Raw genomic sequence first — 19,254 nt, 5'->3', positions numbered from 1 at the left:
GATTGAGGCGCCGCCAGAGGGACCCGATGGCCCTACGGTGCCGGCGCACCAATCCAGCCACGTAGTTCAGCGTTGAACGCGACAAATCGACCGCAGCACGGTAGAACAGCATCCGAGACCCCTGGTGGTGACGGTGGAGATTGTGGTGATCAACCCGTCTACCAGGGGTTTCTCTACATGATCAAGTGATCCTCGAACCTGCGATCACGCTGTGACCTCAGCCTGCCGCCCCGAGGGTGAAAAGGGTTCAATGAAATGATTGTCGGTGCGCCCGGGGACGGGGAATCCATCGAGCACGGGTTGTAGGGAGCCGGCGAAGGAGCCGGAGGGAATGACGGGCGGCGTCGACAGAGCGTGAGTCATGCACCATGATCGCCCGACGGCGACCACGAACGTCAAGGTCGCAGACGCAACTCGTCACGAGTGACCGGTCCGTCGAACCGGCAGAAGTGATCAGTCGGACACAGCCTCAATTAAGCGCCGAGTGACGGGTACTTCTCGGCAACCAGGGTGTTGAACGCCTGAACCGAGGCTTCGCACTCGTAGCCCCCGAGATCGGTTCTGAGGTCTCGGATGTACCGCAGGTAGCGCTCGGACTTGAGTCGCTCGGCCAGATTGATGGCTTCAAGCGCGACCATGGCGGCCCTCGCCGGCTGTCCCATGTGGCCGTAGCTCGCCGCCTGCACCAGGCGGTCGAAGGCGAGCGTCCGCACGTACATCGGGTCGCAGAGATCGACGGCCTGGCCCACGAACTCCATGGCCTGTGACGGGATCCTGAGGTCGCGGTAACAGTGCGCTCCCTCGCTGGCCAGTTCCGCTGCGTCGAAGTATCGAGACCACGGCGGGTCGTCGTCCACGCTGCGCTTGCTGAAGAACTTCTCCGCCTGGAGCAGGGCACGGGCACACTGAGCCTCGTCGCCATTGCCTGCGTGCGCTCGCGCTTCCATCGCGTAGAACAACGCCATGGGTGTGGCGGTGGCTACGTCCTTGCAGCCTTCCTGGGCGGCGCGGGCAAGCTGGATGGCCTGGTTGTACCGGCCGAGGTAGTTCGCTTGATGGCTCATGTCGGCGAGCAGCAGGCCGCCCATCATGCGGTCACCCGAAGCCTGCGCGAGGCGCAACCCCTGGAGGAAGTACCGCTGCGCGAGGCCACGCCGTCCGAGGTCATATGCCGTCCAGGCAACCAGTTCGGTGATCTCCGCAGCCGCCTCGTACAGCGAGCGTCCTACGGGCTCGCTGAACTTGCCATCGAGCATTGGTACGACTTCGCGGTTGTAATACTGGATAAGAGCAGTTCGGGCGTGCCCTCCGCCGAACATCGTCCAACGAGAACGTCACGCCAGCCTTCCGACTGAGGGCCTCGGCGATGAACCGTGCAGTGGCCGGCCGTGGCTTCACGCCCTGCTGACCAACCTCGATGCGGATCAGGCCGACACCGAACAGGTGCTGCGCCACTACAAAGGACAGGAAACGGTCGAACGCCGCTACCAGGCGTTCAAAGGCCCGCTGGCCGTCACCCTGAAGCGCTCCGGATCTGATGGAGGCTCTGGTGTGCCCTGGGTTCGATCTGATCGCATGTCTCCCGCATCCGGTACCAGTTGCCGTGCATCTCCGGGATTCGTCCGTCCTGACGGGCGAGGGTGGTCACCAGGTGCACGTGGTCGCGGGCGTGCCGGAGCGCGATCCATCGGCAGGCTTCGACGTCGCCGAGCGGTGCGATGCCGGCGGCGTCGACGAGTCGGGCGGCGATTCACGCCCAGGTGGTGTCGGGGAGGGGCCGGTCGTGGCGGGCGGTCAGGGCGGTGCAGTACCAGACGTACTGGACGAGCGGCTGGGCGTAGTGTTCGGCTGGGCGGTTGAGGTGCGTGGCCAGGTCGTCGAGTGTCGCGTGGGTGCGCGCTGGGTCGGGCTCGAAGGGGTCCCAGGTGGCGATCAGGTGCGGGTGGCTTTGCTGCTCATATCTGCTCTTGTCGCGGCCGTACAGTTCGCGCAGCAGATCGCGGGTGCGTAAGCCTGGCCCTGGATGCACCATCGCGATCATTCCTTGGACTCCTTCCGAGCCCTCGCCGGATGACCGGTGATGGCGTCGGCCGCTTCCTCGACTCGGCGGGCGGCCTGGGTCAAGAGGGGCAGCACGGCGTCCAGATCGGCGGCGGGCAGGAGCGCCGCGACGCGGGCGGTGCCCCGACGCAGCGCCGCGCCGCCAGCGCGCACAGCTCCCGCCTGCCACCGAGCGCCGCATGGGGGCCAGCACTTGGCCGGCACCGCACACGAGCACCCGAAGGCCGAATCATTCGTTTGGGACATTACTTTGCTCGGCAGTCCAGCCGCCTCCGGGAATTCAACTCTATGCTTTACAGACCTATCCACAGTTTTCGGTCTGGCCCTTTACATGCCTGGATTGGTCCCGATATGCGAGCTAGCCTCCTGCGAAACGCGACGCTGACGTCGGCGTCCCTTGCCCTGGCGGCCGTCGTCTCCGCGTGCACGGGCGACGCCGCGAAGCAGCGGCCGCCCGCGACCGCCACCGAAGAGTTACGCCCGATCCCCGGCGACGGCTCTGAATTCGTGAGCGAGACCGTTCCTGACGGGACCGAGGTCAAGGTGTCCCAGGTCTTCACCAAGAGCTGGGACCTGCGTAACGCGGGCAAGGTCCCCTGGAGAGATCGCTACCTGGTACGCCAAGGCACGGGAGGAGACTGCGCGTCGGAGCCGAAGGTGCGGATAGCGGACACCAACCCCCGGGGGACCGTCACGATCACCGTACGAGTGACCGCGCCCCCCAATCCGACCGTCTGCCATGTGGTGTGGAAAATGGCCGACGCGCGAGGACGCCAGTACTTCCCCCATCTGGCCGGAATCTGGTTCGACGTGATCGTCGTCAGGTGAGGTGCAGCCATGGCGCGGGTCTTCATCAGTCACGCCAGCGACGATCCGGAGTTCGTCAGGGAGGTCTGTGACTGGCTTCACGCGGAGGGACACGATCCGTTTCTCAACGAGCACCCCGTGCACGGCATCGACCACGGTGAAGAGTGGCACAAGCGTCTTTACCACGAGCTCCTGCGTACGGACGCCGTCGTCTGCGTGGTGACACCCAAATACCTCATGTCGGTGTGGTGCGCCGCCGAGATCGCCATCGCCGACGCGCACGGCCGCCTGCTGCTACCGCTCAACCGCGAACCCGGCCTGGGCCACCCTCTGATGCAACGGTTCCAGCACGTCCATTACGACGCCGATCCGGCGGAGGCTCGGGAGCGGGTGGCGAAGAAACTGCGCGGCCTCGATGCCCAAGGACGGCAGGGCTGGAGGGAAGGGGAGAACCCGTTTCCGGGCCTCGATCCGTTCACCGGCGCGAACGGGATCTTCGTCGGCCGGGACGCCGAGGCCAAGGAGCTCGTCAGGATACTGCGCAGACCGGCCGGGCCCCGTTTCCTGGCCGTCGCGGGCCCGTCCGGATGCGGCAAAACCTCGCTGCTGCTCGCCGGGTTCCTGCCGTCACTCGACGCCGACCGGTGGCTGGCCACTCCCCCCATACGGCCGGGCGAAGACCCCGTGTCGGCGCTGAGCCACGCCCTCACCGCGGCGGCGAGAGGGCTCCAGATCGACTGGTCGCCATCCGAGGTCCGCGCGGTGCTCGGCGAAGGGGAGCGCGCCCTGCTCCAGCTCGCCGGGGAGCTACTGGCCCGCGCCCGGCCGAGAAGCCTGGTGCTCGTCGTCGACCAGTCCGAGGAGCTCTTCACGCGAAGCGGCGCGGCGGCCGGCCCGTTCGCCGCGCTGCTGAGAGAGGCGATCAGTGACGAGGTGCGCCTCGTCGCCGCCATTCGCGGGAAGTTCCTCTCCGACCTGGTCGCCCTGCCCGAACTGGCGGGCGTGGACATCGGCACCCACATGATCCGCCCTCTCGACACCGCCATGCTCCACCTGGTGGTCGAGGAGCCCGCCCGCGTCGCCGGGCTCCGGCTGGACGCTGAGTTGGCCGGCCGCCTGGTCAGCGACACGAGGAGCGGTACCGCGCTGCCGCTCCTGGCGTTCACCCTGCACGAGCTGGCGGAGAACCTCTCACGGGGCGGCACCCTCTCCGCCAGCCGGTACGCCGAGATCGGCGGGGTAGGCGGCGCCCTGATGCAACACGCCGACCGCGCCCTGGACCGAGCCATCGCCGACAGTGGGCTGACCCGGGAGCAGGTCCTCGCAGGTCTCGTCCGGCTGGTGACCCTCGATGACGAGGGCAGGAGGGCGAGCCGCCCGGTGGAGCCGGCCGCGCTCCCCGAAGCGGTGCGCGCCGCGTTCGCCACGTTCGTGAACGAACGTCTCCTCACCGAGGTCATCGACGACGACCGCGTTCGCGTCGGGGTCGCCCACGAGGCGCTGCTGACGGAATGGCCCGCGCTGAACACCGCGATCGCCGATCAGGAGGCGGTGCTCGCCACCGCGCGTTCCGTCGAGCAGGCTGCGGCCGAGTGGGCCGCGGCCGGGCGCACCGAGCACTTCCTCTGGGACGCCAGGAGGCTCATCGCGGTCGAGGCCAGCCTGCGCCTGGATGCCAAGGTACGCGGGCAGCCGGAGAGCGACCGGGTCGTTCCCCTCGCCCACCTGGACCCCACCGCCCAGGAGTTCCTGTCCGCGAATCGCGCACGTATACGGACCCGGCGGCGACGACGCCGGGTGCTCGTCGCTGGCGTGGCCGGCACCCTGTCCATCGTGCTCGTCCTCGCTCTCGTCGCGGTCCGGCAGCAGCGCGCCGCCGAGGAGGCGCGTACCGCCGCCCATCGAGCACGCCTGGTCGGGCAGTCCAGCCTGCTCGCCCTCACCGCCCGGCAACTGCGCGACAGCGACGTGTGGCTGGCCAGGCAGCTCAGCCTGATCGCCTACAACACGTCGCACACCGCAGAAGCGCGGGGCAGCATGCTGGATTCCTCGGCCGGTCACCTCGTGACCCGCGTCCCCGCTTCGGTGGGGATCAGAGGGCCGCACACCCTGGCGGTGCGGCCCGACGGCCGTCTCCTCGCCTCCAGCAACCAGTACGGCAACGTCGTGCTGACCGACACGACCGACCCGCAGCGGCCGGCCACCCGCGGCGCGCTCCAAGCCGGGCGGAACGCGGTGCTGACGATGGCCTTTAGCCCCGATGGCGTCACCCTCGCCGTCGGCGGCATCGACTGGGCGGTCCGGCTGTTCGACGTCTCCGACCCCACGCACCCGCGTCTCAAGGAGCCGTTCCTCCGCGGCGCGCACTCGGCGATCCAGTCCGCGGCGTTCAGGCCGGACGGCACGATCCTCGCTGCCGCCAGCGCGGACGGCACGATCCTTCTGTGGGACACCGCGCGGCACCGGCGCCTGGGGCCTCCGCTGATCGCGCCCTCTCCCCTGCGCCCCCGCCCGGCCGTCCGCGCCGTCGCCTTCACCCCAGACGGCCGCACCCTCGTCGCTGGGTACCAGGACGGCTCCGTATGGTTGTGGAACGTGGCCGACCCTCGCCGTCCGCGCCTTTCGAGCCGGGCGCCGGTCGGCCCGCGGGGGACCGTCTTCTCGGTGGCGATCAGCCGTGACGGAGACACCCTGGCCGCCGGCGACGACGACGGGAAGGTGTGGACCTGGCGGTTGGCCGACGGCGACGCCCTGGAGCCGCCGGACGAGCCGCTGACGGGCCTGGCGAGCTACGTCAACTCCGTCGCGTTCGGCCCGGACGGCAAATCCCTCGCCGCCGGCGGCTCCGACGGCACCGTGCTCGTCTGGGACCTGCCCAACCGGGAGCCCGCCGCCACGCTCCCGCATCCGGCGCAGGTTACCGCGGTCGCCTTCACCGCGGGCGGCGCGGCTGTGGCCACTGCGGCCTACGACGGGACGGCGCGGCTGTGGGCGGTGCCCAGCCCCGTGCTCGCCGGTCCCACCCAAGGCGTGTTCTCCGTGGAGTACAGCCCGGACGGCAAAACCCTCGCCGGTGGAAGCAGAGACGGGAAGGTGTGGCGGTGGGACGTCTCCGACGGCCGGCGTCCCCTGCCGCTGCGCCCGCTGGCCAGCACGGTGAAGGGGCTGCGCTACAACGGCGTGGCGGCCTTCAGCCCCGACGGGCGCACCCTGGCCGCGGCCAGCCGCGAGGGAACCATTCAGCTCTGGGACGTCTCGGACCCGCGCCGCCCGCGCCCGTCGAAGCGTCTCCTGACAGGGGCGCACGGGCACGTGAACGCCATGGCGTTCGGCCCGGGTGGCGGACTGCTCGCCGCCGGAGGCGACGACATGACCGTTCGGCTCTGGAACGTCGCCGAGCCCGGCAGGCCACGTTTCCTCGCCGCGGGGCCTCCCACTTCGACGTCATTCGTCCAGACGGTGGCCTTCAGCCCCGACGGCACCACGCTTGCGGTGGGCAGCGACGACGGATCCCTGGCCCTCCTGAACGTCACGAACCCCGCCCGCCCGGTGCTGCTGACATGGTTGGGGCAGAAGAACTTCGCCAGCGCCGTCCTAAGTGCGGCTTTCAGCCGCGACGGTAAGATCCTCGCGGTCGGACGTGACGACAGGACCCTACAGGTGTGGGACCTCGCGGAGCCACGGCGCCCGGCGCAGCTGGCCCTTGTACTCACCGGGCCCGGTCACCCCTCCCACCTGGTGTTCAGCCCGGTGGACGGGACTCTCGCGTCCGCGAACACCGACCACACGGTGTCCCTGTGGGACATGAGCCGGTCGAGCCGGCCCACCGTCGGCACCACGCTCACCGGCCCGGCCGACGACGTGTTCGCCGTCGCGTTCAGCCCAGACGGAAAGTCCGTCGCCGCGAGCGGTCTCGACAGGAAGGTCAGGATATGGAGCACCGACCCCTCTCAGGTCGCGGCGGCCATCTGTACTACGACCGGCAGGCCCTTCACCGAGGAGGAATGGCATACATACGTGGCCGGTCTCCCGTACAAGCAGCCGTGTTGACGCTCCCGGCCGTTCTCTGTTCCATCGAGGCAGTGACGTTGCGATGACGACCCAGCGGAGCGGACCAGTGGCCGAGACCTCGTCAGAAGACACCCCGGGGACGGGGTATGCGTTGGGGCTGGCCGACTCGTCATATGAGTGGTACCGGCGCGCAGCGATCAAGGCCCGGAGCTACTTCCGGCTGTCGGAGACCCTGCAGCTCCTCATCTCGGCGACCATTCCGGTTGTGGCCGTGCTGGTGCCGGGAGACGCGCGGGTGCCCGCCGTGCTGGGCGCGGTCCTCATGGTGCTGACCGGGCTCAGGTCGGTCTTCCATTGGCATGACGACTACATCAGATTCAGCATCGCGCGGGAGACCGTGGAGGCCGAACGCCGGCTCTATCTCACGCGCAGCGTTCCGTACCACGATGACAGCACGCGGGACCAGCGGCTCGCCAGCATGATCACTATGATCGAGCGCCAGGAGATGGACGCCTGGACAAAGATCGCTTCCCCGGTGTCGGAATCGAAGAGCACCCCCTGATCCCGACCTGGCACGCCCGGCGACCGCAAGACCACACCGGATCCTCGAGGCGATGCCCCGAGGGCGAGCCCACCCCGGCCTTCACCGAGGCCTCTTTGAGGCCGCCAGAGACAGTCATGGCCACGACGTCACGCGCGCCGTTCTTGACGAGGTGCGGCGGCGAGCCGACGGATAACTATCGGAATTGACATTGTCACTCTTCCTATTCCCATGACATCGCTCATTTGCGAACACGTCACAGTGGAATACGTCATGGCACTGGTCGGCCAGACGATCTTCGTCGGCGGTCCTGTTCCGGATCGGCCGCAACCCCCGGCCGCGGCGAATCTTATTGATCGCGTCGACTACCTGGCTCACCCGGTACGGAGTCCGGCTGCCCCGCTGTTCACGGTCGTGAACGCGGGCCTCGATAGCGGCCCGGTACTGGGTGACCGTCTTGCCGTCCACGCCCAGCAGCCGGGCGATCCCGCCCAGGGTGCGCATCTAATTGGCCTGGGTCGGCATCGGATACGGCGTTGGCTGCGCGAGCACCCGGACGCGCCAGACCTCCAGGGCGGCCTCGTCGTACAGCTCGGGGTCCGGGTCGGTGGTATGCGGGGGCGGCCGTCGCCCCATTGGAGCGGGAAAGCCGCTCTAGAGCCGCCAGAAGTTACGGACGTACTTCTCCGAGCGGTCCACCTTGGCTGCCCAGTCAGCCAGGGTGATGCCCTCGGTGCCGCTGTTCATCGAGACTCTCCATCCACCTGCCTGATCACACTCTGCTACTGACGTTTAGTGTCGCGGCCCGCGACATTCTCCTGTCGCTCAACATTGTTGAGCGTCGAGCTCAAAAGGCGGTGCGCAGTGTGACGCGCATGTGGAAGGTGAAGCAGCATCGTGTCACGCTCTGAGCTCAAGGCGGCAAGAGCGCTATCCGTGCGGCGTCGGCCGGGTTCCAATGACGGCATGCAGCAGATTGCTCGATGGTGGCTGGCGGGCGGGTTAGTGGCCACAGGCCTTGGGGGCGGCGCGGTGTGGATGGCGCTTGGCGCCCGTGGGCCGGACTGGCTGCGGTGGACACTCACCACGGTGACCGTCCTCGTGGTGAGTGTTCTTGTCATGGCGATACTGCTCGGGCCAGTCGCGCGGCACATGGCGGGCGAGCGAGGTCCGTTGAGCGCCCGTGACCGCGAAGGGATCACCGTGAAAGACCGCATCGACGCGGTCAACAGCGCACGGGCCACGTTGCTACAGGCGGCGACCGGACTCGTAGTGGTCGGCGGCCTGGTTTTCACCGGCGCTGGCCTCGTCTACACGGCCCGAACCCTGGACGTGTCCACCCGTACCCTGGATGCGACTCGTGAAGGTCAAGTCACCGACCGATACACCAAAGCGGTAGAGCAGCTCGGATCCTCGAAGATCGACGTCCGGCTCGGGGGCATCTACGCACTTCAACGTCTCACTCTGGACTCAGCCCGCGACAAGAACACCATCATCGCGATCCTCATCGCCTACGTACGCGTACACGCTCAACCTAGCAAGTCTGAGCGCATTGAAGGGCAGGCCATGGTGGATGTGGCCGCCGCTCTGAACGTGATCAGCCGATTGGACCCGCCCGTCAAGAGCTTGGGACCACCCGAGCAGTCCTACACTTTCAACCTCGCAAAAGCTGACTTGCATGGGTTAAACCTGGCCGAAGCAAACCTGTCCCGCGCGGACCTGCGTGACGCGAATCTGTCCGGCGTGACCCTCTTCGAGGCGGACATGCGAGGTGCGACCCTGTTCAAGGCAGACCTACGTGACGCGAACCTGACTGGGGCGTATCTGATCGGCGCGGACTTGCGCGAGGCGGACTTGCGCGAAGCGGGCCTGACCACTGCGCACCTGCGCAGCATGGGTCTTTTCGGCCGCACATATCTGTCCGGCGCGAACCTGTCCGGCGCGAACCTGTCTGACACGGACCTTTCCGGCACGATTCTGTCCCACGCGAACCTGTCCAGCACGGACCTGTCCGGCACGATCCTGACTGATGCGGACCTTTCCGGCGCGGACCTGACCGGCGCGGACCTGACCGGCGCGGACCTGACCGGCGCGGACCTGACCGGCGTAACGGGGAAAACTTCTTCGCAGATCAAAGAGCAGGCGAAAATCTCCACGTCGACGATCTTTGATTGATTCACCGACGTCACCTGGACACAGATCGCCGACCGCCTGGACGTGCTCACCGACGACCAGCGCCGCGGCTGACTCGCCCACGTGCTTAGAGAGGGCGAGGGCGGGCGCGTCAAAGACGCGGGGCGAATGGCATGAGTACCGTGGGATCAATCCCGGCTGCGGCAGCTCACGGCGGAGCATGAGGCAAGTCGTGAGCACCTGGGGGAGCAGATCGGCTGTCTGCGCGCCCGCGTGGCTGCGCTGCGGCGCGACCATGAGGGCCTCACCTCACCGCGCAGACCACCCGGCAGACGCGGTGATGACGTCAATCCACGAGAACAGCTGTTCCGAAGGTGCTCATGGTTACGAGGCATCGTGGTCGGCGTGGCGGCGTAGCAGCAGGGCGAGGGTGGTGCGAGCGTCGCGGCGGCGGGTGGCGCTGCGGGCGAAGACGGAGATGGCGGCCAGGGTGGTGATGGTCATCCCATACAGCAGCCCGCCGCCTCCCGCCGCCATCGCCCCGTACTGCAGACCGGTGAGGATGTCCATGTGCGCTACTCCTGCGGCTTAGGCCCCTGCTGGTCGGCCGGGGCATGTGGGAGCAATCGCACCCATCCGGCCGGGTTTCCGGCGATCGGCCCGCTGGACGGCGGCAAGCTTCTAGGCTGGCCGGTGTCGGGGGACGCAATGTTCCGGCAGAGCTCCGGTCCGGAGCATTCGCCGGAAACTTTCGAACGATCGCGTGTTGCAGGAGCCGCCGGTGCCGCAGCGACCCCTCGCCTCTGAACCGGGCGAAGACGGCGAGCCAGTGTTCTCTCGAGCGCTGGCCGAACTGTACGAACACGCCGGCAGCCCCACCTACGCCGAACTGATCCGTCAAGCCGCCGCGCAACGGCCGCCGATGAAGGTCACCGATTCCTCGCTCAGTGACTGGCTGGCCGGGGTGAGCGTGCCCTCCTCGCCCCGCATCGTGGCGTTTCTGGTGTCCTATCTGCAGGGCAAAGCCGCCCGGAACGGGCACCCGGCGCGGCTGCTGCCCTGGTGGGAAGCGCAGCGCGCGCGAGCGCAGCGCGCACGGCGCGCCGGTCGTGGCGGCCGGCCCCGCACCCGCGCACCCTTCAGCGGTGAGGGTCCGCTGCCCGGTCACGCGGCGGCTGAGGCGCAGCGGCTGGGACGGCCGCTGGCACAGGTGGACCCGATCGCGCTGGAGGTGCATCCGGCGATCGACGCCGGCGCCGCAGCCGCCGGGCTCGGCGTGCTGCCCGCCTACCTGCCTCGAGCGCACGATGAGGTGCTCGCCGGAATCGTAGCTGCGGCCCGGGGCGTGGCAAGCCGGGTCGTGGTGTTGGTCGGCGGGTCCTCTACCGGGAAGACCCGCGCCCTGTGGGAGGCGGTGCGCGGGCTTCAGGAGCCGTGGCGGTTGTGGCATCCGATCGACCCGGGCCGCCCTCAGGCCGCCCTCGCCGACCTGCGGCAGGTCGGCCCGCACACGGTGATCTGGCTGAATGAGACCCAGCACTATCTGCTCACCGCCGATGACACCGGTGAGCAGGTAGCTGCCGGGCTGCGCGACCTGCTCCGCTCCCCCGAGCGAGGGCCGGTCCTGGTGGTGGGCACCCTGTGGCCCGAGTACGCCGCGATCCTGTCGGCTGTCCCGGACCCCGGCCAGCCGGATCCGTACGCCCAGGCCCGGGAGTTACTCAAAGGTGCCGAGCTACGGGTCCCGGAGGCCTTCACCGGCCCGGAACTGGAAACGATCGCCCGCATGGCCGGCGCGGGCAGGGACCCCCGATGGGCTGAAGCACTGCGGCAAGCCCGCGCCGGGGCGTTGACCCAGTACCTGGCCGGCGGCCCGGCACTGATCGAGCGCTACCAGAACGCCACCGCCGAAGCCCGGGCCGTGCTGCACGCCGCCATGGACGCCCGACGGCTCGGCCACCGGGTGGCGCTGCCCCGATTGCTGCTGGAGCAGGCCGCCATCGGATACCTGAGCGAGGACCAGTGGGACCTGCTGGGCGATGACTGGTTGGAACAGGCCTTTGCCTACCTGACCGACCCTCGGCCCTGCCGGGGAGCCCTGCCCCCCTTGACTCGAATTCGGCACCGCTCCGGCGCCGGCAACACCCGGCCGGAGGGCGAAGAACCGTCCTACCGGCTGGCGGACTACCTGGAACAACACGGCGCCCGCACCCGCCGCCTGATGTGCCCACCGTCCGAGTTTTGGGATGCCGCCACGTGGCATGCTGCCACTCCCACCGACCACGCCGCTCTTGCCCGCGCCGCCTATGCCCGGGGTCGCTACCGCCACGCCTTCAACCTCTGGCGGCGTCCCGCCGATGCTGGCGACACCGCCGCGCTGCGCATCCTGGCCTCGATGCGAGAGCGGGCCGGGGACCTGGAGGGGGCCGAGCGGGTGTATCGCGCCGCCGCCGACGCCGGCGACACCGCCGCGCTACGGGAACTGGCCTCGATACGCGAGCGAGCCGGGGACCCGCAGGAGGCCGAGCAGCTGGCCCACGCCGCCGCCGACACCGGCGACACCACCGCACTACAAAACCTGGCCGAGAATCGCGTGCGACTAGACGTGGATGGTCGATGGTCTGATCTACTGCGGTTCGGCTTGGAGGCGGATAGCCAAGTGGCGGCCCCGTGGTGAGGTCCTCGGCAGGGAAGTTCGGAGTATTCAAAATAACGATCGTTTTTTGAAGATCTTGAAAACGCGGCCACAGACCTGTGATTTTCAGCGGTGAGTGGCGCGAGTTTCAGGGCTATGTGTGGCGCTCTGGTGTCTGCGGTCATGACGTAGGTGGTGCGGGCAGATCTGTGAGCGGGCTGAAGACGGCGTTGGTGTCGTTCACAACCGTGACCGCGTACACGTAGCGCGGAGGATCTATGCTCCCGGGTCCGGCAATCCACAGGTAAGAGGGCGAGAGATCAAGGACGTACTCGATCTCTTTAGCCGCCGTGTGCGGCAGGTTCGTCAGCTTGCCGTGCCTGTCGATCTGCCCTGCTAGGCGCGCGGTCTGTTCGGCGCTCGCCTTGGCTTCGATCTGAAGGTGGACTTCGCCCGAGCTGTTGTAGAACTCGGCATCGGTCTCGTAGCTTCCGCCCTGCTTCTTTGAGATCAGGTCTCTGGAGTAGGTCCGGTACCGGGAGAAGGAGCTAGCGGCCTTGGTGTATCCGTAGCGTTCGATGGCCAGCGTGTAGGCGGCGATGTGCGGGATGTATTCGCGGTTGAGCCAGGCGGTCTCCCCTGTGGGCTTGGAGAACAGATGGCGTGGCTTTCCTGCCGGGGTGTCGAAATGGTCAGGTCCTGTCTCGCCCCACTTTCTGCGGCGAGGGCAGTCTGATGGACATTCCCGGAAAGTGATGATTCCTTGGCCGATGGCCTGGAGGAACCATGTGCACTCGTCGCGGACAAGTGGGGTCCGAATGGGTACGGGCCGCTGGCCAGGCGCCAAGGAGGTGATGGTCTGCGTGGCCTCGAAGAGTGGGTTGCCCATGGGCTGAAGTCCTTGGTCGGGCGGTCGAGTTATCCCCGGTCCAGAGTGGTGTGTGAGTTGGCTGAGGGTGGCGGGGTTTTCAGGGTTATGCGGTGCCGATGACGAGGGTACTGCGTGCGGCGTGGACGACGTCGTCGGTGATGATGGGGCCCGAGCCGCCGCGCGTACCGGCAAAAATGATCTTCCAGTGTCGGGCGGATCATCGTCTACCACCTGTACGTCGCCTGCGGCGGGAGGCAAAGATGCCTCCAGCCCAGGTGTCTTATGATCAGGTGCCTTCTGTGGAGTGCCCGGATCTGCCAGGGGTGACTGCCCGGTTTTGCCAGGGGTGAATGCTCTGGGGTGCGAGGGGCTGGTGGTGTGTCGACGGCCTTGTGTGGCGTAGGTGTCGGCGGTTTCTGCGGCCTCGTTCGGGTCCAGCACGGGGCGCACCAGCAGGCGGCCGCCGCGGCGCGCGGTGACCTCGGCCAGACCGGCGCGTTCGAGTTCCCGTAGCCTGCGGCGGCCGGTGTCAGGCCGCCCAGGTAGCCGACAGAGGTCTCCAGCGGCTGGTCGGCCCTGCCTCGGTTGACCAGCAGTAGCGCGTACAGCCGCCAGGCGCTCGGCGAGATCCGCCGGCCCGCCTCGCAGGAGGCAGATAGCAGGTCCAGCGTCCAGGCGGGCACCTTGACGTAGGAGTCGCCGGTGTCGCGGGGCAGGCGCAGCGCCGCGTGCCGGACCGCACGCTTGGCACCGAGCGGACTGGAGCGAGCCAGCCACGGACCGCCCGCGACGTCGGCCAGCAACTCGCGGCGGGCACCATCCAAGGTCTTCTCACTCACGCCAAGCGCATCGGCCACCCAGCAGCGCCGCGCACGCGCCGGAGCCCGGCCACCGTCCAGGCCGCGGGGCATCAGCGTCTCGTACATCGCCCACGCGGCCACCGACAGAGCGCCGTACAGTGGCGAACGCAGCAAGGCCGATGGCACCTGGACATATCCGCCGCGGGCCGACACGGGCCTGTCAGGAGGCAGGGCATCGTCTTGGATGCCCGCAACCGGATCTGCGGCCTCGTGGGCCGCCATCGCGGCGCTCATGCCGGATCCCGCTGCGGACCGTGGAGGGCCCCTAACCGCATGCGTGGAACGCAGGATCCTCTCCGGCGGATGTCCCGGCCTGGCGGTGCACCTCCGTTCCCGCGCCGCTGCGGTGATGGAGCGAGATGATCTTTGCCCGCGTCCTGCCCGCCGAGACCGTCATCCGGCGTCACATCGTGTCGCGGGATGGCAAAGCCGCGCGTCGCAGCGATCACGCGAAAAGCCAGGTCAGACGACGTCTGACCTGGCTGGCGAAGAGTGCCCCCTGTAGGATTCGAACCTACGCACCCGGCTCCGGAGGCCGGTGCTCTATCCCCTGAGCTAAGGGGGCTCAACGAGTGATAAGGCTACCAGCATCAGGCCACCACTCCGCACCACGATAAAGGTCCAGCCACACATCCAAGGAAAACCGCACGTGACCGCGCCACTACGGGTAGCTTTGCGGCCGTGGGCGAGGTTCTTGGCAGGGTATTGGTCGTGGACGATGACGAGGTCATCCGTCAGTTGATCGCGGTGAACTTGAGCCTGGAAGGCTTCGAGGTCGCCACCGCCACCGATGGGCAGGACTGTTTGGACCGTGTGCTCGACGTCATGCCCGATGTCATCACGCTTGACGTGATGATGCCGTTGCTTGACGGCTGGGTGACGGCGCAGAAGCTGCGTACCGAGGAGGCGACCAGTCACATCAAGGTCGTGTTGATCACTGCTAGGGCGCAGGATGATGACAAGCGGCGCGGACGTGGCATCGGCGTTGACGCCTACCTCACCAAGCCGTTTGATCCGGCGGAGCTCATTGAGGTGGTACGTGATCTCGCGTCGAGCCCCAGGGCCTGACGGGTTCGTCGAGCGCCAGGGCCTGACGGGTTCAACGTCCGCGATCGGTTGTTCAGCGGCCGTCCATCAGAGACGAGGGTGAATCGGTCGACGCCGGGGAGCGCGAGGGGCTGGAAAGCCCTTCGCCCAGAGGCGAAGCCCTGAAATAAAGCGCCCGAGCGAAGCGAGGACCACGCCTTTCGGGGGGTCGAAGGGGGCGCGAGCCCCTTGGGAAACACAGCCCGACCCCCTGGGAGGCCCACGCTTGTCAGAGCAGTGCGCGGGTCCGGGCTGCCGCTGCCGCCTGGGTGCGGGTAGAGACCTCCAGCTTTCCCAGGATGTTGGACACGTGCACGCTGACCGTCTTCTGGGCGATGAAGAGCCGCTCCGCGATCTCCCGGTTGGTCAGGCCCTCCGCCACCAGCCGGAGCACCTCGATCTCCCGCGCCGTCAGGCTCCCGTCCCCCTGTCCGCCGGTGAAGCGAGCTCGGCGGCCGAAGTCGCTCAGGGCGTTGTCCAGCGGGGCCGCACGTAGCTTTCCGGCCGTCTCGCGGGCCTGCTCCCACTCGGACTGGGCTCCTGGCCGGTCTCCCGCCGCCAGGAGAGCCTCCGCCAGGCGCCAGCGGGCGCGGGCCGCCTCGTAGACGAAGCCGTAGTCGAACGCCGCCACCACCCGCCGCCACAGGTCCACGTCGAGCCGGCCGTGTACGCGATGCCATTCGGCCTCCGCGCGCAGGGCCCAGGCCTGGCCTTCCGGGCCCATCTGGCCGCGTTGGCCCACCGGGCCGGTTTCTACGGCGAAGCGGACGCGGGCCAGGAGGTCGTCGGCGCCTTCCACCTGGCCGAGGTCGGCGAGTGCCCACAGGGCGATGGTGGCGAGGCGCAGGATGCCCGGGTCGCCGGGTTCGCAGGTGGCCAGGGCGGCCTCTACGTGTTCGAGGGCTATGGCGGGCTCGCCCTGCCAGAGGGCGTGCTCGGCCGCGACCCCGCGGGACATGTAGGCGACGAGCAGGTCGGACCAGAACGGGCGCAGCCAGTTGAGGCGCGCTTCGACGGCGGGCAGACCGCGGGCCACCTCGACGAACAGGGCGAACGACGACAGGACCGCCTCCGGCCGCGTGCCGACGCGGGCGCCGAAGCCGGCGGCCATGGCCTCGGCCTGGTCCCACTCGCCGGCCACGTAGTGGATCAGGAAGCGGAGGAAGCGCAGGTCGGTGCCGTAGGTGCTCCAGTTGAGGCCGGTCTCGACAGCGAGTTGGATGCCTTCGTCGGCGACCTCGGCCGCCTCGGCGAGCAGGCCCTGCTCGTAGAGGAGACGGCCATGGTGGAAGCGGGCGCGCAGGTTCATGGCCAGGTCGCCGGTGTCTTCGGTGGTGGCTGTCTGCGCGAGCGAGAGGGCTCTGGCTATGTCACCCTCGTGCTCGGCGTGTATGGCCAGGATGAGCAGGGCGCCTACTTCGGCGTCGCGGGCGCCGGCGGCTCTGGCCGTCTCGATGGCGCGGCGGGCGAGGTCCTGGGCGTCGGTGTGGCGGGCGGTCCAGGTGATCGTACGGGCGTAGGTAGCCAGGGCTCGGGCGAGGGTGGCCTGGTCGGCGGCGGCTTCGACGGCGTGTTCGGCGGCGGCGAGGGCGGCATCCTGGTCGTCGAGCTCAGTCAGGTAGTAGGCGAGCCGCTCGCTGACCTCGGAGGTCAAGGGCAGGGCGCGGAGCTGCTGGACGGCACGGTGGTTGTCGCCGCTGTCGGCCGCCATGACCGCGCTGCGGAAGGCCAGCGCGGCCCGGCTCTCACCGGCGAGCTCGGCGGCGCCGGGGACTCGATCCCACAGGCTCAGCGCCCGGTCGTAGTGGCTGTGGGCTTCGGCGGGCGCGCCGAGGCGCTCGGCCACCCTGCCGGCCTCCGCCGAGGCGGCCAGGGCTCCCGCGAGATCATGGCCCGCCAGGTGGTGGTGGGCGAGCTCCGCGGGCGAGGTGAGCAGCCGCGCGAAGTCGGCGTGCAGCCTGGTGCGCTCTCCGGGCAGCAGGTCGGTGTAGACGGCTTCCTGCAGCAGAGCGTGCCGGAACGCGTAACCGTAGCCGTCGACGCGGAGCAGGCCGCGCGAGACGATCTCGCGTACGGCCTCCTCGAAGTCGGCCAGCGGGAGCTCGGAGACCTCGCGCAGCAGTTGGTCCTCGACGCGGCGCCCGGCGACCGCGGCGGCGCGCAGCACGCGCTGGCCGGGCTCGGACAGCACCTCGACCCGGGACATCAGCAGGCTGGCCAGCCCGTCGGGCAGGCTGTCGCCCTCGGCCACGGCGGCGAACAGCTCCTCGGCATAGAACGGGTTACCGCCCGCCCGCGCGATGATCACGCCAAGCTCCTGGGCGTCCAGATCACCCATGGTCGTGACATAGTCGGACATTTCGCCGGAGTCGAGGGGGCCCAGCTCCAGGTGGGTGACGCTGGGCAGGCGCTTCAGCTCGGCCAGCACCGGACGCAGGGGATGGCGGCGATGGAGGTCGTCGGTGCGGTAGGTGCCGACGACGCACACGCGCTCGGTCTGCACCATGCGACTCAGGAACACCAGCAGGTCACGGGTCGAGCGGTCGGCCCAGTGCAGGTCCTCGATCACGAACACCACCGGCTGCACCTCCGCCAGCAGCCCCAGCAGCGAGCCGAACAGCCGCTGCTGCGTGAGCCCCGCCGGAGGCGCGCTCTCCACTCCCGGCAGCAGCTGGCCGAGCAGGGGGTGGGCGGCGGCCGCGTCACGCACGGCCGGCTCGGCACCGCGCAGGGCGTCGGCGAGCGGGAGGTACGGCAGTGTGTCGCCGAGCTCGGCGCACTGCCCGACCAGCACGTTGAAGCCACGGGAGCGGGCCTCGGCGACCAACTCGGTGACCAGCCGGGTCTTGCCGATGCCGGCGTCACCGCCGACGAGCGCCACCTCGGCGGTGCCGTCGGCGGCGGATTCGAGCACGCGGGCGAGTCTCGCCAGCTCAGCAGCGCGCCCGACCAGGAGACCCTTCACGGCAGCAACTATGCCACGCCCGGCCGACATCCGATTGGCCCAGAAACGGCGTACCTGATTGGCCCTTAACGGCGTACCAACGCCGCCTTACGCTGATATTTCATGATCCCTTGGTCTACGTACGTGCTCTTCGTGGGCGCGTCGCTCGCGCTGGTGCTCATTCCGGGTCCCAACCACCTCTACATCACCGCCAGGGGCCTCGCTCAGGGCCGCGCAGCCGGGCTGGCCAGCGCGTTCGGCGTCGAGACCGGAACGCTGGTGCACATCGCGGCCGCCGCGGCCGGGCTCTCGTACCTGATCACCAAGTCCGCGACGCTGTTCGCGATCGTCAAGTGGGCGGGGGTCGGCTATCTCGTCTATATGGGGATACGCGCGTTCACCAGCAAGGAGCAGGCCGGCGCGGAGGCGCCGCCGCCGCAGCCGCTCGGCAAGGTGTTCCTCGAAGGCCTCGTGGTGAACGTACTGAACCCCAAGGTCACGCTGTTCTTCCTGTCGTTGCTGCCGCAGTTCGTGCAGCCGTCGGCGGGGTCGCCGGCGCTCCAGATCGTGGTGCTCGGCGTCACGCTGCTGCTGCTGGGGCTGATCTCCGACATGGTGTACGTGTTCACCGCCGGGGCGCTCGGCGCCCGCCTCGCCAGCCGGGCCAGGGCGCTGCGTCACTTCAGCGGCGTGGTGTACCTGGGGCTGGGCGTGCTCACGGCGTTCGCCGGGAGAAAATGACCGCATGGCGCCGAGGAAGCAGCAGGAGATCTTCGACGCGACGCTGCGGCTGGTCGCGGAGAAGGGCTATGACGGTCTGACCGTCGAGGGGGTGGCCGAGCGTTCCGGCGTCAACAAGACGACGATCTACCGCTGGTGGCCGTCGAAGGCCGCGCTGCTGGGGGCCGCGTTGGTGGAGGCGGACCTGCTGGAGTTCGAGCCGCCGGACACGGGGAGCCTCCGGGGCGATCTCGTGGCGCTCGTGGAGGGGATCAGGCGGCTCCTCACCGAGCCGCCGGCCAGGGACATCGCGGTGGCCGCGCTCGGCGCCGCCGTACGCCATCCCGAACTGGACGCGCGGAGGTTCTTCGCGGACCGGTTCGCACGGGAGCGGCAGGTCTTCGAGCGGGCGGTACGGCGGGGTGAGCTGAAGCGGTCGGTGGACCCGATGCTCGTGATCGATCTGCTGGCCGGGGCGGTGTGGGTCAGGGCGGTGTTCCGGGGGTTGCCGCTCACGGACGACTTCGCGAATCAGGCGGTTTCCGCGGTGCTTGGTGGGGTTGCGACTTAGCGGGATAAATCCGG

At 68.8% G+C, this 19,254-nt stretch carries 15 protein-coding genes and 1 tRNA gene; 8 read left to right on the top strand and 8 right to left on the bottom strand.

The window, feature by feature from the left end:
- Positions 1-473: 473 nt before the first annotated feature.
- The 3 genes from KME78_RS43825 to KME78_RS43815 form a co-directional block, all read right to left on the bottom strand.
- Positions 474-1,319 carry an NsdA family TPR-like regulatory protein gene (locus tag KME78_RS43825; protein WP_504740171.1) on the bottom strand — a complete coding sequence of 282 codons (846 nt, stop codon included), beginning with the start codon at positions 1,317-1,319 and terminating at the stop codon, positions 474-476.
- 431 nt (positions 1,320-1,750) lie between these two features.
- On the bottom strand, positions 1,751-2,041 hold the full coding sequence (locus KME78_RS43820; protein WP_219535633.1) for a hypothetical protein: 291 nt from the start codon (positions 2,039-2,041) through the stop codon (positions 1,751-1,753).
- Positions 2,038-2,214 carry a hypothetical protein gene (locus tag KME78_RS43815; RefSeq protein ID WP_219535629.1) on the bottom strand — a complete coding sequence of 59 codons (177 nt, stop codon included), beginning with the start codon at positions 2,212-2,214 and terminating at the stop codon, positions 2,038-2,040. The genes KME78_RS43820 and KME78_RS43815 overlap by 4 nt, the downstream gene beginning before the upstream one ends.
- Before the next feature lie 198 nt (positions 2,215-2,412).
- On the opposite strand from KME78_RS43815, the gene KME78_RS43810 reads away from it, so the two are divergent.
- The 4 genes from KME78_RS43810 (at position 2,413) to KME78_RS43795 (ending at position 9,595) form a co-directional block, all read left to right on the top strand.
- A complete protein-coding gene (locus KME78_RS43810) occupies positions 2,413-2,889 on the top strand; it encodes an NBR1-Ig-like domain-containing protein (RefSeq protein ID WP_219535626.1) in 477 nt (158 codons plus the stop codon).
- Positions 2,890-2,898: 9 nt separating this feature from the next.
- A complete protein-coding gene (locus tag KME78_RS43805; RefSeq protein WP_219535624.1) occupies positions 2,899-6,918 on the top strand; it encodes an nSTAND1 domain-containing NTPase in 4,020 nt (1,339 codons plus the stop codon).
- Positions 6,919-6,985: 67 nt separating this feature from the next.
- On the top strand, positions 6,986-7,441 hold the full coding sequence (locus KME78_RS43800) for a DUF4231 domain-containing protein (RefSeq protein ID WP_219535621.1): 456 nt from the start codon (positions 6,986-6,988) through the stop codon (positions 7,439-7,441).
- A gap of 945 nt (positions 7,442-8,386) precedes the next feature.
- Complete coding sequence (locus KME78_RS43795) at positions 8,387-9,595, top strand: pentapeptide repeat-containing protein (protein ID WP_246653200.1); 1,209 nt, start codon at positions 8,387-8,389, stop codon at positions 9,593-9,595.
- Between the two features lie 342 nt (positions 9,596-9,937).
- On the opposite strand, the gene KME78_RS43790 is transcribed toward KME78_RS43795, so the two are convergent.
- The gene (locus KME78_RS43790; RefSeq protein WP_219535619.1) at positions 9,938-10,123 is read right to left on the bottom strand and encodes a hypothetical protein; all 186 of its coding nucleotides are present in this window, start codon (positions 10,121-10,123) and stop codon (positions 9,938-9,940) included.
- Positions 10,124-10,334: 211 nt separating this feature from the next.
- On the opposite strand from KME78_RS43790, the gene KME78_RS43785 reads away from it, so the two are divergent.
- Positions 10,335-12,230 (top strand): hypothetical protein, encoded by a 1,896-nt coding sequence (locus tag KME78_RS43785; protein ID WP_219535617.1) that lies wholly within the window; start codon positions 10,335-10,337, stop codon positions 12,228-12,230.
- A gap of 139 nt (positions 12,231-12,369) precedes the next feature.
- On the opposite strand, the gene KME78_RS43780 is transcribed toward KME78_RS43785, so the two are convergent.
- From KME78_RS43780 to KME78_RS43770, 3 genes are all read right to left on the bottom strand, one after another.
- Positions 12,370-13,077, bottom strand: coding sequence for a hypothetical protein (locus KME78_RS43780; protein ID WP_219535615.1), 708 nt, complete (start codon positions 13,075-13,077; stop codon positions 12,370-12,372).
- Positions 13,078-13,283: 206 nt separating this feature from the next.
- Positions 13,284-14,153, bottom strand: coding sequence for a hypothetical protein (locus tag KME78_RS43775; protein ID WP_219535613.1), 870 nt, complete (start codon positions 14,151-14,153; stop codon positions 13,284-13,286).
- A gap of 259 nt (positions 14,154-14,412) precedes the next feature.
- Positions 14,413-14,484 (bottom strand) — tRNA-Arg (locus KME78_RS43770).
- 116 nt (positions 14,485-14,600) lie between these two features.
- On the opposite strand from KME78_RS43770, the gene KME78_RS43765 reads away from it, so the two are divergent.
- Entirely contained in the window at positions 14,601-14,987 is a 387-nt protein-coding gene (locus tag KME78_RS43765) for a response regulator transcription factor (protein WP_219535611.1), read from the top strand.
- 247 nt (positions 14,988-15,234) lie between these two features.
- Here the strand turns inward: KME78_RS43765 and KME78_RS66650 are convergent, their stop codons facing one another.
- The gene (locus KME78_RS66650; RefSeq protein WP_308127354.1) at positions 15,235-17,970 is read right to left on the bottom strand and encodes an ATP-binding protein; all 2,736 of its coding nucleotides are present in this window, start codon (positions 17,968-17,970) and stop codon (positions 15,235-15,237) included.
- 102 nt (positions 17,971-18,072) lie between these two features.
- On the opposite strand from KME78_RS66650, the gene KME78_RS43755 reads away from it, so the two are divergent.
- Entirely contained in the window at positions 18,073-18,690 is a 618-nt protein-coding gene (locus tag KME78_RS43755; RefSeq protein WP_219535601.1) for a LysE family translocator, read from the top strand.
- Between the two features lie 4 nt (positions 18,691-18,694).
- A complete protein-coding gene (locus KME78_RS43750) occupies positions 18,695-19,240 on the top strand; it encodes a TetR/AcrR family transcriptional regulator (RefSeq protein WP_219535599.1) in 546 nt (181 codons plus the stop codon).
- The last annotated feature ends 14 nt before the right edge of the window (positions 19,241-19,254 follow it).

The organism is Nonomuraea guangzhouensis, assembly GCF_019396345.1.
In the GTDB taxonomy this organism is placed as follows: Bacteria; Actinomycetota; Actinomycetes; order Streptosporangiales; family Streptosporangiaceae; genus Nonomuraea; species Nonomuraea guangzhouensis.
This window is presented reverse-complemented; position numbering and strand designations above follow the sequence as displayed.

Excerpts from the sequence above, each read along its gene's own strand:
- KME78_RS43825 (WP_504740171.1), bottom strand. The coding sequence starts at position 1,319 with ATGTTCGGCGGAGGGCACGCCCGAACTGCTCTTATCCAGTATTACAAC.
- KME78_RS43820 (WP_219535633.1), bottom strand. The coding sequence starts at position 2,041 with ATGATCGCGATGGTGCATCCAGGGCCAGGCTTACGCACCCGCGATCTG.
- KME78_RS43810 (WP_219535626.1), top strand. The coding sequence starts at position 2,413 with ATGCGAGCTAGCCTCCTGCGAAACGCGACGCTGACGTCGGCGTCCCTT.
- KME78_RS43805 (WP_219535624.1), top strand. The coding sequence starts at position 2,899 with ATGGCGCGGGTCTTCATCAGTCACGCCAGCGACGATCCGGAGTTCGTC.
- KME78_RS43795 (WP_246653200.1), top strand. The coding sequence starts at position 8,387 with ATGCAGCAGATTGCTCGATGGTGGCTGGCGGGCGGGTTAGTGGCCACA.
- KME78_RS43790 (WP_219535619.1), bottom strand. The coding sequence starts at position 10,123 with ATGGACATCCTCACCGGTCTGCAGTACGGGGCGATGGCGGCGGGAGGC.
- KME78_RS43780 (WP_219535615.1), bottom strand. The coding sequence starts at position 13,077 with ATGGGCAACCCACTCTTCGAGGCCACGCAGACCATCACCTCCTTGGCG.
- KME78_RS43775 (WP_219535613.1), bottom strand. The coding sequence starts at position 14,153 with ATGAGCGCCGCGATGGCGGCCCACGAGGCCGCAGATCCGGTTGCGGGC.
- KME78_RS43755 (WP_219535601.1), top strand. The coding sequence starts at position 18,073 with ATGATCCCTTGGTCTACGTACGTGCTCTTCGTGGGCGCGTCGCTCGCG.
- KME78_RS43750 (WP_219535599.1), top strand. The coding sequence starts at position 18,695 with ATGGCGCCGAGGAAGCAGCAGGAGATCTTCGACGCGACGCTGCGGCTG.